Origin of the sequence: Amycolatopsis sp. CB00013 (genome assembly GCF_001905755.1) — a bacterium.
Taxonomy (GTDB): Bacteria; Actinomycetota; Actinomycetes; order Mycobacteriales; family Pseudonocardiaceae; genus Amycolatopsis; species Amycolatopsis japonica.
In genome coordinates this window covers 604,223-618,866 of the sequence record NZ_LIWC01000002.1, presented here as the reverse complement: position 1 = coordinate 618,866, position 14,644 = coordinate 604,223, and the positions used below count along the sequence as shown (strand labels likewise).

At 68.5% G+C, this 14,644-nt stretch carries 15 protein-coding genes; 12 read left to right on the top strand and 3 right to left on the bottom strand.

Going from position 1 to position 14,644, the window contains the following annotated elements; all coding sequences use genetic code 11:
- Window positions 1-13 precede the first annotated feature (13 nt).
- Window positions 14-466 carry a MarR family winged helix-turn-helix transcriptional regulator gene (locus AMK34_RS12915; protein WP_073845412.1) on the bottom strand — a complete coding sequence of 151 codons (453 nt, stop codon included), beginning with the start codon at window positions 464-466 and terminating at the stop codon, window positions 14-16.
- A gap of 97 nt (window positions 467-563) precedes the next feature.
- Here AMK34_RS12915 and AMK34_RS12910 point away from each other — a divergent pair, with 97 nt between their 5' ends.
- From AMK34_RS12910 to AMK34_RS12895, 4 genes are read left to right on the top strand one after another with little or no spacing between them, the layout of a single operon-like run.
- Window positions 564-1,523, top strand: a complete 960-nt coding sequence (locus AMK34_RS12910; RefSeq protein WP_038507761.1) for a ring-cleaving dioxygenase — start codon at window positions 564-566, stop codon at window positions 1,521-1,523.
- Entirely contained in the window at window positions 1,520-2,125 is a 606-nt protein-coding gene (locus AMK34_RS12905; RefSeq protein WP_073845410.1) for an alpha/beta hydrolase, read from the top strand. The genes AMK34_RS12910 and AMK34_RS12905 overlap by 4 nt, the downstream gene beginning before the upstream one ends.
- A 36-nt stretch (window positions 2,126-2,161) precedes the next feature.
- Window positions 2,162-3,310, top strand: coding sequence for a dipeptidase (locus tag AMK34_RS12900; protein WP_073845408.1), 1,149 nt, complete (start codon window positions 2,162-2,164; stop codon window positions 3,308-3,310).
- A gap of 38 nt (window positions 3,311-3,348) precedes the next feature.
- Window positions 3,349-3,705 (top strand): LapA family protein, encoded by a 357-nt coding sequence (locus AMK34_RS12895; RefSeq protein WP_038507764.1) that lies wholly within the window; start codon window positions 3,349-3,351, stop codon window positions 3,703-3,705.
- On the opposite strand, the gene AMK34_RS12890 is transcribed toward AMK34_RS12895, so the two are convergent.
- A complete protein-coding gene (locus tag AMK34_RS12890) occupies window positions 3,693-4,622 on the bottom strand; it encodes an AraC family transcriptional regulator (RefSeq protein WP_073845406.1) in 930 nt (309 codons plus the stop codon). The genes AMK34_RS12895 and AMK34_RS12890 overlap by 13 nt on opposite strands.
- 82 nt (window positions 4,623-4,704) lie before the next feature.
- Between AMK34_RS12890 and AMK34_RS12885 the strand changes: the two genes are divergently transcribed.
- Complete coding sequence (locus AMK34_RS12885; protein ID WP_038507766.1) at window positions 4,705-5,103, top strand: pyridoxamine 5'-phosphate oxidase family protein; 399 nt, start codon at window positions 4,705-4,707, stop codon at window positions 5,101-5,103.
- Here the strand turns inward: AMK34_RS12885 and AMK34_RS12880 are convergent.
- Entirely contained in the window at window positions 5,066-5,926 is an 861-nt protein-coding gene (locus AMK34_RS12880; protein WP_073845405.1) for a maleylpyruvate isomerase family mycothiol-dependent enzyme, read from the bottom strand. The two genes, AMK34_RS12885 and AMK34_RS12880, sit on opposite strands and share 38 nt — an antisense overlap.
- An 88-nt stretch (window positions 5,927-6,014) precedes the next feature.
- Between AMK34_RS12880 and AMK34_RS12875 the strand changes: the two genes are divergently transcribed.
- From AMK34_RS12875 to thpD, 7 genes are all read left to right on the top strand, one after another.
- A complete protein-coding gene (locus AMK34_RS12875) occupies window positions 6,015-6,797 on the top strand; it encodes an Abi-alpha family protein (RefSeq protein ID WP_038507768.1) in 783 nt (260 codons plus the stop codon).
- A 7-nt stretch (window positions 6,798-6,804) separates the two neighbouring features.
- Window positions 6,805-8,049 (top strand): DUF445 domain-containing protein, encoded by a 1,245-nt coding sequence (locus AMK34_RS12870; RefSeq protein ID WP_038507769.1) that lies wholly within the window; start codon window positions 6,805-6,807, stop codon window positions 8,047-8,049.
- Window positions 8,050-8,162: 113 nt separating this feature from the next.
- On the top strand, window positions 8,163-11,135 hold the full coding sequence (locus tag AMK34_RS12865; protein WP_073845403.1) for a patatin-like protein: 2,973 nt from the start codon (window positions 8,163-8,165) through the stop codon (window positions 11,133-11,135).
- A 223-nt stretch (window positions 11,136-11,358) separates the two neighbouring features.
- On the top strand, window positions 11,359-11,850 hold the full coding sequence (gene ectA, locus AMK34_RS12860) for a diaminobutyrate acetyltransferase (protein WP_038507771.1): 492 nt from the start codon (window positions 11,359-11,361) through the stop codon (window positions 11,848-11,850).
- 38 nt (window positions 11,851-11,888) lie between these two features.
- A complete protein-coding gene (gene ectB / locus AMK34_RS12855) occupies window positions 11,889-13,139 on the top strand; it encodes a diaminobutyrate--2-oxoglutarate transaminase (RefSeq protein ID WP_073845401.1) in 1,251 nt (416 codons plus the stop codon).
- Window positions 13,140-13,183: 44 nt separating this feature from the next.
- Complete coding sequence (locus AMK34_RS12850; RefSeq protein WP_007033454.1) at window positions 13,184-13,573, top strand: ectoine synthase; 390 nt, start codon at window positions 13,184-13,186, stop codon at window positions 13,571-13,573.
- Between the two features lie 24 nt (window positions 13,574-13,597).
- Window positions 13,598-14,497: an ectoine hydroxylase gene (thpD, locus tag AMK34_RS12845; protein ID WP_073845399.1), complete on the top strand. Its 900-nt coding sequence runs from the start codon at window positions 13,598-13,600 to the stop codon at window positions 14,495-14,497.
- Window positions 14,498-14,644: the final 147 nt, after the last annotated feature.

Sequence of the window (14,644 nt, the reverse complement as noted above, 5' to 3'; positions counted from 1 at the left end):
CAGAGCGGGTTTTTCAGCCGCCGTTGACGGTGCGCAGCGTCCGCATGGCTTCGGCGAGCGCGTGCGCGTCGTCACCGAGCGGAGTCAGGACGATGCGCCGCAGGATCTCCGCGCACGCCTCCCGCGCCTTCTCCGCGACGTCGAGACCGTGCTCGGTGAGCGCCGCGAACGTGACCCGGCGGTCGTCCGGGCTGGGTACCCGGCAGATGAGGTCCGCGGCGACCAGCCGGTCCGCGACCTTGGTGAACCCGCCGCTGGACAGCGCCGCCTCGACGGCCAGCCGCGTCATCGGCATCCGGTGCTCGGGTGAGCGCACGAGCCGCAACAGGATGTCGAACGACGCCGGCGCCAGGCCGAACCGTTCGGCGATCTCGCCCATCAGCTTGTTCTGCGTGGCCAGGTAGCCCTCGATCACCAGGCCCCACCACGTGACCACTTCGTCGTCTTGCGGTTCCTCGGTTGTCACGCGGGCGAGAGTACACCAAGAACTCTTCCAGGAATATATCTTGCGCGCGAGAGGTTATCGGGCTAGCTTGATTTCACCGGCTCCAGAGGAGGGCACCATGTCGATCAAGACTTCGGGCCTGCACCACGTCACCGCCATCGGTGGCGACCCCCAGCGCAACGCGGACTTCTACACCCGGGCCCTCGGCCTGCGGCTGGTGAAGACCACCGTGAACTTCGACGACCCCGGCACCTACCACCTCTATTACGGCGACGGATCCGGCAAGCCCGGCTCGCTGATGACGTTCTTCCCGTGGAAGGACGCGCCGAAGGGCCGCCACGGCACCGGCCAGGCGACCACGACGTCGTTCTCCGTGCCCGAGGCCTCACTCGGCTGGTGGAAGCAGCACCTCGCCGCGAGCGGCACCGAGACGAGCCAGATCCGGAACTCCGACGGCGAGGAGACGCTCACCTTCGCCGATCCGGACGGCCTGAAGCTCGCGCTCGTCGCGCATCCGCAGGGCGATCCGCGCGACCCGTGGGACACCAAGCTCGTCCCCGCCGAACACGCGATCCGCGGCCTGCACTCCGTCACGCTGTCGGTGTCCAAAGAGGACGCGACCGCCGGGATGCTGACCGACGGCCTCGGCCTGTCCTTCGAGCACCAGGAGAGCAACCGCCTCCGGTTCTCCGCCGGTGAGGGCGGCCCCGGCGCGCTCGTCGACGTCCTCGTGACCCCCGACGCCCCGCGCGGGCTGGTCGCGGCGGGCACCGTGCACCACGTCGCCTGGCGCGCGCCGGACGAAGAGACCCAGGCCGCCTGGCGCGACGAGCTCATCGACGACGGCGTGAACGTGACGTCCATTTTGGACCGTCAGTACTTCCGCTCGATCTACTTCCGCGAGCCCGGCGGCACCCTGCTCGAGGTCGCGACCGACGAACCCGGTTTCGCGATCGACGAGCCGCTGCTCGAACTCGGCCGCGCGCTGAAACTCCCGCCGTGGCTGGAGCCCAAGCGCGAGGACATCGAGGCCATGCTGCCGAAGCTGGACCTCCCGAGCGAGAACAACCCGCGATGAGCACCTTGGAGCACAAGTACGTCGAGGGCGCGGCCGACGAGCCGGTGCTGCTGCTCCTGCACGGCACCGGCGGCGGGCCGGACGACCTCGTGCCGCTCGCCCGGCGGCTGAGCCCGGCGTCGGCGCTGCTCGCGCCGGCCGGGCCGGTGTCGGAACACGGTGCGGCGCGCTGGTTCCGGCGGCTGGCCGAGGGCGTCTTCGACCACGAGGACGTCGTCTTCCGCGCGAACCAGCTGGCCGATTTCGTGCTCGCCTCGCGCGAGGAATACGGCCTCGGCGACCGGCGGCTCGTCGCCATCGGGTTCTCCAACGGCGCCAACATCGCCGCCGCGGTGACCCTGCTCCGCCCGGACGCCGTCCGGGAGTCCGCGCTGTTCGCGGCGATGTCACCGCTTCCGGAGCCGCCACGCGAAGACCTGTCCGACACCAGGGTCTTCCTGTCGAACGGCGAGCACGATCCGATGGCGCCGCTGGGTTCGGCCGAGACACTCGTCCGTGACCTGCGCGAACGCGGCGCGGACGTGGTCGCCCACCGGCATCCCGGCGGGCACCAGGTCACCGGCAACGGTTTGGTAGCGGCCGCGGGGTGGCTCAACCCGTAGCGGGGAGAGCAAAGCACGCGAACGTAAAATCGTCCGATGACTAACGGGGACCTCGTCCGCGCCCAGGCCCTGCTCGACAGGGTCCTCCTCGCGGACGGGCACAACGATCTGCCATGGGAGCTGCGGGTCACGACCGGGCCGGATCCGGTCGAGGCCGTGGCGGGCACGGATCTCACGGTCCGCCAGCCGCATCTCCACACCGACTTCCCGAAGCTCGCCGAGGGCAGGCTCGGGATGCAGTTCTGGTCCGTCTACGTGCCTTGCCAGTTCGAGGGGCACAGCGCGGTGACGGCGGTCCTCGAACAGATCGAGATCGTGCACCAGATGGCCGAGCGATACCCCGATCGCCTGGCCCTCGTGGACACCGCCGACCAGGCCGAAGCCGCGTTCCGCGACGGCAAGATCGCGTCGCTGCTGGGTGCCGAGGGCGGCCACAGCATCGCCGAATCCCTTGGCGTGCTGAGGATCCTGCGCCGCCTCGGCGTCCGCTACATGACGCTGACGCACAACTACAACACCACCTGGGCCGATTCCGGCACCGACGAACCCGAGCACGGCGGGCTCACCGAATTCGGCCGTGACGTCGTCCGCGAGATGAACGAGATCGGCATGCTCGTCGACCTCTCGCACGTCGCGCCGAGCACCATGCGCGCCGCGCTGGAGGTCAGCTCCGCGCCGGTGATCTTCAGCCACTCCTCCTGCACCGCGGTCAACGACCACCCCCGCAACATCCCCGACGACGTGCTGGAAACGCTGGCGGCCAAGGACGGCGTCGCGATGGTGACGTTCGTGCCGGGCTTCATCTCGCCGAAGGTCGCCGAGTGGGACGACCAGCTGCGCCAGGACATGGAAGCCGCGGGCAGGGATTACCGCAACATCGACCAGCGCACGAAGTTCACCGCGGAGCGAGGCGGCCCGGAGAAGCCGAAGGCGGGCATCGACGACGTCGTCGCGCACATCGAGCACGCGCGCGAAGTGGCCGGTGTCGACCACATCGGACTCGGCGGCGACTACGACGGAGTCGCGACGCTGCCCGAAGGCCTCGAGGACGTTTCCAAGTACCCGGTGCTGTTCGCCGCGCTGCTGGAACGCGGCTGGAGCGAAGAGGACTGCGCGAAGCTGGCCGGGAAGAACACCTTGCGCGTGCTGCGCGCGGCGGACGAGGTCACCCGTTCGGACGCTTGAGAGCGCGATCTAGCCCGCTTCGGCGGACACTGTCCTGCATGACGCAGCCGGAGGAAGGCACCGCCGAGGTTCCCGTCAGGCCGCCCGAGACCGCGGGCGGCGCACGCCACAGCGGAAAGTTCGAGGCCGGCCCGAAACTCAAACGGACCCGGGTGAGCGGCACCTGGATCGCCGTCATCGTGGCGCTGATCGTGCTGGTGTTCCTGCTCGTGTTCATCCTGCAGAACCAGGACACGGCCACCGTGCACTTCCTCGGCATGTCCGGCAGCATGCCGCTGGCGGTCGCGATGCTGTTCTCGGTGATCGCCGGCGGCGCGCTGGTCGCGCTCGTCGGCGGCGCCCGGATCCTGCAGTTGCGCAAGCAGGCCAAGAAGTCCCGGCATCAGCTGCGCTGAGCGACGCCGCTCCGGAACTCGCTGGGGTTCACGCCCCGCACGCGTTTGAACGCCGCGCTGAACCCGAAGGCGTCGGAGTAGCCGACGGTGCGCGCGATGTCCGAGATGGTCGCGGACGCCTTGCCGGTCAGCAGATCCGCCGCGAGCGTCATGCGCCAGCGGGTGAGATAGGTCAACGGCGGTTCGCCGACCAGCTCGGCGAACCGCTTGGCCAGCGTCGACCGTGAGACCCCGGCACGTGCGGCCAGCGAGCCGACCGTCCACGGGGCCGCCGGCTCCGCGTGCAGCAGGCGCAGCGCGTCGCCCACCACCGGATCCCGCTGGGCCGCCCACCACGCCGGAGGCTCACCGCCCGGCCGGTCGAACCACTCGCGCAGGGAACAGACCAGCATCCAGTCCAGCAGCCGGTCGAGGACGACCTGCTGGCCCGGCGCGTCGATGGCGACTTCCGCGGCGAGGTGTTCCAGGACCGGGTCGCCCGCGCCCCCGGCGTCCACCCGCAGCACGACGGGCAGCGCGTCCAGCAACGGGCGGCCGATCTCACCGCGCACCGGGTACGCGCCGACGATCAAGGTCGCCTCGCCGCCGGGGTCGTCGACCCAGCCGAGCCGGTGCCGCGTCCCGCCCTGTTCGGGCGTCGCGCAGTGCTCGCCGCACGCGAGCGGCTCGGCCGAAGTGCCGACTTCGTCGACGAAAGTGAACGTCGTGGGCCCGCGCACGATGACCGACTCGCCCGCGCGAAGCGGCTCCGGCGGGCCGTCCTCCGGCACGATCCAGCCCGCCCCGGTGAGCACGGCGCACAGGGTCAGCGGCGCGCCGTCCACGAAGTGCAGTGCCCAGGGCGGGGACAGCGTCGTGCTGCCGAACAACGAACCGTGGGACCGCACGCCGCGGATCAGGTCACTGAACACGTCCACGTGGCCGATGTTAGACGAATGGACAGGTGATCCGGCCTTTCACCTATGGGCACGTCCGAGCCGGCCGGATTGAATCGAGCTCATGCTGACCTCCGACGACCTCGAATTCCTCCGCCGCCCCCTGCACGGATTCCTGGCCGTGGCCGGCGGCCCGGTCCGGCCGGTGTGGTTCGAGGCCACCGCCGACGGCGCCATCCAGCTGTTCACGCCCCGTGAGTCGCCCAAGGTGCGGCGGCTGGACGACGATCCCCGCGCGTCGATCATCGTGGCCGCGCCGGTCGGCGAGCGAGAGCGCTGGGTCTCGGTCTCCGGGCCCGCCACGGTGGAACCCGACGGGGCGCACGACCTGGCCGCCCGGCTCGCCGAGCGCTACTGGGACCTCGAAGACCCGGCCCATGCGGGCGAGCTCGCCGGGATCCAGACCCTCGACCTAGTGCGGCTCGTCATCCGGCCTGAGAAGGTGAGCCGCTACCTGATGTGATGATCGACGTCATCCCGAGCACGGCGGCGCAAACGTTTTCGTCGCCCTCGGCGGTGACGCGGGCGCGGTCCGCCGGGTTCCGGGTGCACAGCCGCCAGAAGGTGTCCGCGTCCGTCGTCACCGAGGCCAGCGGCGCCCGTGACGTCGGCGCGACGCGGTCGAGTTCCCAGCCGTCCGCGGTCCGCCGTGCCGTCCACTTCCCGCCGCCCTCGCCGGTGACGGTGTAGGCGACCTGCTTGCCGACGCGGGCGTCGATGTCACGCAGGGTGTGCGGCAACGCCCGCATGAAGGTGTCGACCACCGGCCCGCGGAAGTCCGGATCGTCGAGCAACCGCGCGCCCACGGCCTCGCGGATCTGCTGCTGGTGCACCCAGAACTCGGTGTACTCGCGGGCGACGTCGAGCCATACCGGCGCGGGCTCGTCCCCGGCCCAGCTCACCGGGTCGCCGATGGCGTCGAGGTCGGCGCGGCCGAACATCTCGGCGATCTGCGAGGTGCTGTCCACCAGCATCGCGAACAGCACTTCGGGGGACAGCCGCCGGCACGCGACCACCCATTCGTCGTTGATCCGGTCGATGAAGTCCTCGAACCGCTCACCCTCACGGGGTGCCGTCGTCCGGTAGTCGTCGCGGTCGCGGGACAGCCTGCCGAGTTTGTCGCCCAGGATGTGGGCCGCGAGATCGTGCACCGTCCAGCCCGTGCACACCGTCGGCGCGGCCCACCGCTCCGCGTCCAATCCGGTCAGGACGTCCAGCAAGGCCTGCTCCTCCCGCGCGAACAACGGGAGGACGTCGATCGGCGGACCCCAGCGCGTGAAGCTCATACCGCCATCCAAACACCCTCGTCGATCACAATTTCGGCCATTCGGCCTACTCGCAGGTAGCATCAGCGCGAACGTGAGGGGAGTGCCCGTGAGCAACGACCGACCCGCCGGTGAAGACCTGGCCGCTTTCGCCAAACGCGCGGGACAGCTGGCGGGCTGGGCCGCCCGCACCGGTTTCGAGTTCACCCGCAAGCTCCCCGGTGTCGAAATCGCGGAACAGGTCATCAAACAGGGCGAGCGGCAACTGCTCTCGGAGCTGCGCCGCCGTCTCGACGAGGTCGACGACCCGTACCACGCCGCGCTCACCGCCGCGTCCGCGATGAACCGGCCCGACACCAACGGCTCCCGGCCGGTCGAGGCCACCATCACCCTCGTGCACACCCGCGCCCAGCTCGAACCGCTCCGCGCGGCGATGGCCGAACTGCTCAACCACTCGATCGGCTTCGGCCGCGAGCGGGCGCGCGAATACCTCTACGCGATCATCCTGCGGCAGCTCACGCCGGACGAGGCCCGCATCCTTTCCGCGCTCTCCGACGGCTCGCCGTTCCCCGCCGTCGACGTCGCCGAGCGAACGAGCCTCGGTGCCGCCGGGCGGTTCGTGCTGCGCAACGCCTCCACTGTGGGCAAGGCGGCCGGGGTGTCGCTGCCGGACCAGGTGCCCGGCTACCTCACCAGGCTGATCGGGCTCGGCCTGGTCGAGCTGGACGAAGAGGTGCCCGCGCTGGAGACGCAGTACGAGATCCTGCTGACCGACGAGACCGTCCGCGAAGCGGAGAAATCGGTGAAGCGGGCCAAGTTCGTCAAACGCACGGTCCACATTTCCCGGCTCGGCGCCCAGTTCTGGCAGGCCTGCGACCCGAGCGCCGGTTGACCCCGGCATGGGTGCGTTCCTCGACGGGATCCTCGCCGACTTCGGCAGGCACTGGCCGCTCTACGTCTCCATCCCGATCGTCGCCGCCCTGATCGGCTACACCACCAAACTCGTCGCGATCCGGATGATGTTCCAGCCGGTCGAGTTCATCGGGATCAAACCCTTCCTCGGCTGGCAGGGCATCGTGCCCAAACGCGCCGCGCGGATGGCGAGCATCGCCTGCGACACGATGACCGAGCAGCTGATCAAACCGGCGGAGGTCGTCGCCCGGCTCGATCCGCAGAGAATCGCCAAGGAGATCGAAAAACCGCTCCAGGCGGCCGTCGAGGACATCGTGCGCGACGTCGCCGCCCACTACCAGCCGGGGCTGTGGGAATCGCTGCCGGTGGGGATGCAGCGGCTGGTGATCCAACGCGTCCAGGCCGAGACGCCGCGGATGGTCGCGGCCGTGCTGGAGCTCATCAAGTCCGATGTGGACAGTGTGTTCGACCTCAAGGGCATGGTGGTCACCGCACTGGTCAAGGACAAACGGCTGCTGAACCGGATCTTCCAGGAAGCGGGCGACAAGGAGTTCAAGTTCATCGCCCGCTCCGGCATCTTCTTCGGCGGGCTCATCGGCGTCATCCAGATGATCGCGTGGGTGCTGTTCAAGTTCCCGCTGATCATGCCGCTGTTCGGGCTCTTCACCGGCTGGTTCACCGACTGGCTGGCGCTGCGGATGATCTTCTACCCGATCGAGGAACGCCGGTATTTCGGCGTGCGCTGGCAGGGACTGTTCCTGAAGCGGCGCGGCGAGGTCGCGGAGGCGTACGGCGCGCTGATCGCGAAGGAGATCATCACCCCGCACAACGTGATCGAGGCGGTGCTGCGCGGCCCGTTGTCGGACCGGGTGCTCGGGCTCATCCAACGTCAGCTCGACGCGCAGCTCGGGCGCCGCGTCGGCGTCGGGAAACCGCTGGTGGTGTTCGCCGTCGGCAGCAGGCGGTATCAGGACATGAAGCTGAACATCGCCGAGAAGATCATGGACAAGCTTCCCGAGACCATGCGGTACATCGAGGATTACGCGACCGACGCGATGGACATCCGGAACGTGCTGGTGACGAAGATGAAGGAGCTGTCGCCGCGCGAATTCGAAGGACTGCTGCGGCCGGCGTTCCAGCAGGACGAATGGATCCTGATCGCGACCGGCGCCGTCCTCGGTTTCGCCGTCGGTGAGGCCCAAGTCCTCCTCCTGGAGCACTTCGCCGCCTGACAAGGACCGCATTCAGAGGACGAAATGCTCGGATGGCTGCCCCATCGGCGGTACACCGGGTCCGCCGTCCGGTCTAGAGTGCCCCCTGCAGCAAAGCCTTGGGGAGGGCGCACATGGCCGACGCGGGGAGCCCGTGGCCGCAGGAGATCCGGCTGGCGATGACCATGGTGGGCGGGGCGAGTCTCGCGGTCTGGATGGGCGGGGTCGCCACCGAGACCTCGCATCTGTTGCAGGCGTCGAGAGCGCCGGAATCGAAGAGCCCGTACCGGGCCCTGCTCGACCTGCTCAACGCCACCGTCTCGCTCGACGTGCTCACCGGCACGAGCGCGGGCGGCATCAACGCGGCGTGCCTCGGGCTGGCCGAGGCGTTCCGGTCGAGCCCACAGGTGCTGCGCGACACGTGGATCAGCACGGGATCGCTCGACAACCTGATCCGCGATCCCGGCGAGAAGGAACCACGTTCGCTGCTCGACGGCGACAAGGTGCTGCTCGGGGATCTCAAGGACGCGTTGCACCGGATCACCGACAAGGCGACGGTGAAACCCGACTGTCCCGACATCACCGTGCTGCTCACCGGCACGATGATCGACGGCGAGACGACCCGGTTCGACGACGCGCTCGGAAACCTGGTGCGGGACACCGAACATCGCCTGCTGTTCCGCTTCGACGCTCCTTTGTGGACGGACGACGTGGTCGGGCCGCTCGCGTTGGCGGCGCGGTCCACCGCGTCGTTCCCCGGCGCGTTCGAGCTGTCCCGGATGCCGATCGGCGAGAAGACCGGTCCGCTGCATCCGGACATGACGAAGTACACCGACGTCACGCGATCGCACTGGCTCACCGACGGCGGGGTGCTGCTCAACAAACCGCTGCGGCCGGCGCTGCGGGAGATCTTCGAACGGCAGTCCCATTCGGACGTCCGGCGGCTGCTGCTGTACGTGGTGCCGACGGCGGAACGCGAGGCCGAGCGGGTCGCGGTCGATCCCGAGCGCCCGCCGCTGCTGGGCAGTGCGATGAGCAAGGTCGTCGGCACCGTGCTGAGCCAGACGATCAGTGCCGAACTGGAAGACCTGACCAGGCACAACGACGCCGTCGTCCGCACCAGGGGGACCAGGGTCTCCCTGGCCGCGATGGGGGTTCGCGGCGGCCCGGACACGCTGGTCGACCAGCGGCTGATGAACGACTACCGCGACCGGCGGGTGCAGGAGGACGCCACCGCGCTGGTCCGCGAGGCGACGCGCAGGCTCTCACTGTCCGATGTGGAGGATCAAGGCCGCCAGTGGGCGTCCGGTACGGCGGCGCAGCTGCGCGCGGCCGCGGCGGCCGGATTGCGGGACGGCTTGCCCACCGAGCCGCCGAAGGACACCTGCGATCTCACGGATCTGGTCGCCTTCCGCACCACCGCGCTCGATGATTCCGTCGCGACCGGCCTCCAGCTGGTGAACGCGGGCTTCCGGCTCGATCCGTCGCCGGAGCAGGCGGTGCAGCTCAATCGTTGCCGGGTGCTGTTGCACGAAGCGCGTCACAAGGCCGCGCGGGGGAAACGGCTCGCGGGCTGGGTCACCGAACAGGGCCCGCCGTCGGCCGATGTCACGCTCGCTGCCTGGATCGAAGGCCTGGCCAAGGAATGGGCGGGGCTCGGCCGGTCGGACACGCTGAAGGAGGCGTGGCCGCTCGTCGTCGCCGCGCTCCGGCAGGCGACGCCGATCCTTTTGCCGCTGGCACAGGCGAAACCCGACACCGAAGCCGCCGACGCGGTCAGCACGCTGCTCGCCTGGACAGGTCTCACGTCCGATGACGAGAGCGCCGGAGATCCCGTCGTCACCTCGCGCCTGGTGCGTCTCCACATCGCGACGCGAGGATTGCTCGCGCAGCCGCCGTCGGTCGACCAGCGGGTCGATCTCGTCCAGGTGAGCGCGGATTCGCGGACATTGATGGACATGAAGCGCCGCCGTTCCTGGGACAAGCTCACCGGGATGCAGGCCGACTATTTCGGCGCGTTCTACAAGGCGTCCTGGCGCGCGAACGATTGGATGTGGGGCCGCGTCGACGGCGCGGGCTGGCTGGTGCAATGCCTGCTCGACCCGAAACGCCTGCGGCTGCTGCGCGACGTCGTCGGGCGGGAGGCGTTCCGGACACAGGTACGGGACACGTTCAAGGCGATCGGCTGGCGACAGCCGGGCACGGAAGACGGTCTGTCGCAAGAGGAAGCGGACGCCCTGCGCGCGCAATTGGCCGGGGAACTGGCTTTCCTCGGTCTCGACGGCGAACTCGCCGACGTGGAGACCGAAGCCGCCCTGCCGATCAGCATGCCGGTGACGGCGATGGTGCTCGCCAGGGTGCGGCAGCTGGAGATCGCGCGCGAGGAACTGCCGTGTGTCGGCCTCCACTGCGGACACGACGCGAAAACGGCCAAGGGCAATGGAAAACCGTCGGAACGGTTCAGACGGCTGATCGAGAACGAGCCGGAAACCGATGAGCAGACCCAGCGCGCGTTCCAGGCGTGCCAGGTCTCCGGCGAACGGTTCGAGCACGAACGCGGGACGATGCTCCTGACGAAGACGCTGGTCAAGGCGGGCGCGGCCGGGCTCAACGCGGCCGCGGGGGCGACGCGGGTGCCGAAATCGGTCCAGCCCGCCGCGACCTTCGCCAAGGCCGCCGGGCGCAGCGCGTGGTGGATCACGCGCGGCGCGGCCACCCTGCCGTCGCCGTGGAACGTGCTCGCCGCGCTGATCACCGTGCTGGCGGGCTTCGTCCTCGGTGGACAGGGCGGCCCGGTCCTGCAGTGGGTCGGCGTGCCGGTCGCCGCGGGCGCCGTCGTGTTCCTGGTGGTCAGCCTGATGACGTTGCGCAAGACGTGGCGGATGGTGCTCACGGTGCTCGGCGTGCTGGTGGTGGCGGCGCTGCTGTTCGCCGCGTTCCTGCCACCGGTGCGCGACCCGCTCTTCGGCTGGCTCGGCGACGTCGTCGCGGGCTGGCGGCGCGGCGAGGCGCCGGTGTGGTGGCTGGTCGTCTGCCTGCTGCTCGTCCTGCCCGCCATCTGGACGCCGATCGGTTCGCTCGCGGGTCGCAAGCGACGTCGTGAATAGCGGAATCGGAACCCGAATCGCGTCCTGACCGTGCGACGAAGTGGTAACGGTTGGTATCGTCACGTGCAGTGAGACCGCACCGAAGCGGCCTTACCCACACGTGCTGCGCTTCAAACGTTACAGTTACCTTTATCACGTGTGTTTCGAGGTTGTTGCAGGTAGCCGCGTTGCCGCTGCCGCGCTGATCTGACCGCGCCCGAATCCTCCGGTACGTTTCTTGGACATGTCCGGAAAGCACTTGATCGAAACTCCGACCAAGGCAGACGGTGCCGCGCTCTGGAGAATCGCCCGCGATTCGAAGAAGCTCGATCTCAACACGCCTTACGCCTATTTGCTGTGGTGCCACGATTTCGCCGACACCTCGGTCGTCGCGAAAGTCGACGGCGTCCCGGTCGGCTTCGTGATCGGATACCGCAAGCAGGACACCGGCTTCGTGTGGCAGGTCGCGGTCGACGCGTCCCAGCGGGGAAAAGGCCTGGCCGGAGCCCTGCTCGACGAGCTGTTCAGCCGTCTGACCGCCCAGGGCGTGCGGTACCTCGAAACCACGATCACGCCGGACAACGAGGCTTCGATCCGGTTGTTCGCCTCGTTCGCCAAGCGGTGGGACACCACCGTCGAACGCCAGGATCTGTTCTCCGCGACGGATTTCCCGGCCGAGGAAGGAACGCATGAGCAGGAGGACCTGTACCGAATCGGTCCGCTCAGCAGTCAATAGAACGTAAATCCGGGGATCTCAGGGAGAAAGAAAACGTGATGAGCATTTTCGAGGAACTCGAATCCGAAGTACGCAGTTACAGCCGTGGCTGGCCCGTGGTGTTCGACCGGGCCCAGGGGAGCTACCTGTACGACGAAGACGGCAAGGCCTATCTCGACTTCTTCGCGGGCGCCGGCGCGCTCAACTACGGGCACAACAACCCGGCACTGAAGCGGGCGCTGATCGACTACATCGCCCGTGACGGCGTGACGCACGCGCTCGACATGTTCACCGTGGCGAAGCGGGACTTCCTCCAGACGTTCCAGGAGAAGATCCTGCGGCCGCGCGATCTCGACTACAAGGTCGTCTTCCCCGGCCCCGGTGGCGCGAACGCCGTCGAGGCCGCGCTGAAGCTCGCCCGCAAGGTGACCGGCAAGGAATCGGTCATCAACTTCACCAACGCCTTCCACGGGATGACGCTGGGCGCCCTCTCGGTGACCGGCAACTCGATGAAGCGCGGCGGCGCGGGTGTCCCGCTGGTGCACGCGACCCCGATGCCGTACGACAACTACTTCGACGGCTCCATCCCGGACTTCCTCTACTTCGAGAAGCTGCTCGAAGACTCCGGCAGCGGCCTGAACGAGCCCGCCGCCGTGATCGTCGAAGGCGTGCAGGGCGAGGGCGGCATCAACGCCGCGCGCGTCGAGTGGCTCAAGGCGCTGGACGATCTGTGCAAGAAGCACGGCATCCTGCTGATCCTCGACGACGTCCAGATGGGCTGCGGCCGCACCGGCCCGTTCTTCAGCTTCGAGGACGCGGGCATCAAACCCGACATCGTCTGCCTCTCGAAGTCCATCGGCGGCTACGGCATCCCGATGGCGCTGACGCTGATCCGCCCGGACCTCGACGTCTGGGAGCCGGGTGAGCACAACGGCACCTTCCGCGGCATCAGCCCGGCGTTCGTCACCGCGACCGAGGCGATGCGCGTCTACTGGAGCGACGACGAGCTGGAGAAGTCGACCAAGGCCAAGGGCGAGCGCGTCGTCGCCGCCTTCCAGGGCATCGTCGAGGCGTACCCGGACGCGAACCTGTTCGCGAAGGGCCGCGGCCTCGCCCGGGGCATCGAGTTCGCCAACGGCGACCTCGCGGGCAAGGTCTGCGCCGCCGCGTTCGAGCGCGGGCTGCTGATGGAGACCTCCGGGCCGGACGGAGAGGTCATGAAGGTCCTCCCGCCGCTCACCCTGACGGACGACGAGCTCACGAAGGGCCTCGCGATCATCGACGAGGCCGTCGCCGCCGTCCTCAACTGACCCGAACCGACCGCCCTCAACCAGGAACGAGAAGGAGTTTTCCGTTGCTTGTCAGAACACTCGACGAGGTCACCGACACCGACGCCGACATCAAGACCCCGAACTGGCGCAGCAAGCGCATCGTGCTGGCCAAGGAGGGCGTCGGTTTCTCGGTGCACGAGACCACGTTGTACGCCGGGACGGTCAACGACTTCTGGTACGCCAACCACATCGAAGCGGTGTTCATCACCTCCGGTGAAGGCGAGCTCGAAAACACCGCGACCGGCGAGGTCTTCCAGCTGAAGCCGGGCACGTTGTACCTGCTCAACGACCACGACAAGCACCAGGTCCGGCCCAAGACCGAGATCAAGTGCGTCTGCGTGTTCAACCCGCCCATCACCGGCCGTGAGGTCCACGACGAAAACGGCGTGTACCCGCTCGTCACCGAACCCTAGAAAACGCTCGAGGAGGCGACTGCATTGACGCTGACCGACACCCGAGTCGACGACAGTTACCCGACCCGCATCACGGGTAAGCCCGAACACCTGCCCAGGACGCACCCCACCGTCTGGGGCACCGAGGCCGACGGCCCCTTGGACGCGGCCACGCTCGCCAACCACGAAACGCGTGGTTACACCGTCGTCGACCAGTTGTTGTCGCCTGGCGAAATCCAGACGTACTGGCAGGAACTCGTCAGGATGTCGTCGGGGGACCACCGCGACGACGAGCGCGTCATCACCGAGGCCAAGACCGGTGAGGTCCGCTCCATCTTCGACGTCCACGAGACCAGCGAGCTGATCGCGGAACTCGTCCGCGACCCGCGCGTGCTCGACCGGGCCCGGCAGATCCTCGGCTCCGAGGTGTACATCCACCAGAGCCGCGTGAACTACATGCCCGGCTTCAAGGGCACCGGGTTCTACTGGCACTCGGACTTCGAGACCTGGCACGCCGAGGACGGCATGCCGCTGCCGCGCGCGGTCAGCTGCTCCATCGCGCTCACCGACAACTACCCGTTCAACGGCGGGCTGATGGTGATGCCGGGTTCGCAGCGGACCTTCGTGCAGTGCGCGGGGGAGACCCCGGAGGACAACTACAAGAGTTCGCTGAAAGAGCAGCGGGTCGGCGTCCCGAGCGAGGAAGACATCACTTCGCTCGCCGCCGAATACGGAATCGACCAGTTCACCGGCCAGGCCGGTTCCGCGCTCTGGTTCGATTCGAACGTGATGCACGGTTCCTCGAACAACATCACGCCGTACCCGCGGTCGAACATCTTCGTCGTGTTCAACAGCGTCGAGAACGCGCTGCAGAAGCCGTACGCCGCGATCGAACCGCGTCCGGCCTTCATCGCCGGCCGCGACTCGACCCCGCTGACGCGCTGACCCGTTTGACGAAACCGCAGGTCGCGAAGGCCATGACGGGGCGCTTGTAGCCGTCGGTGTGCGCCCTGTTACGTTGTCGCCACGTGAGCGGGCCAGTGGGCTCGCTCACGTAGGTGTTGTCGACGACCGAACGGGTTCTTCGCTCGG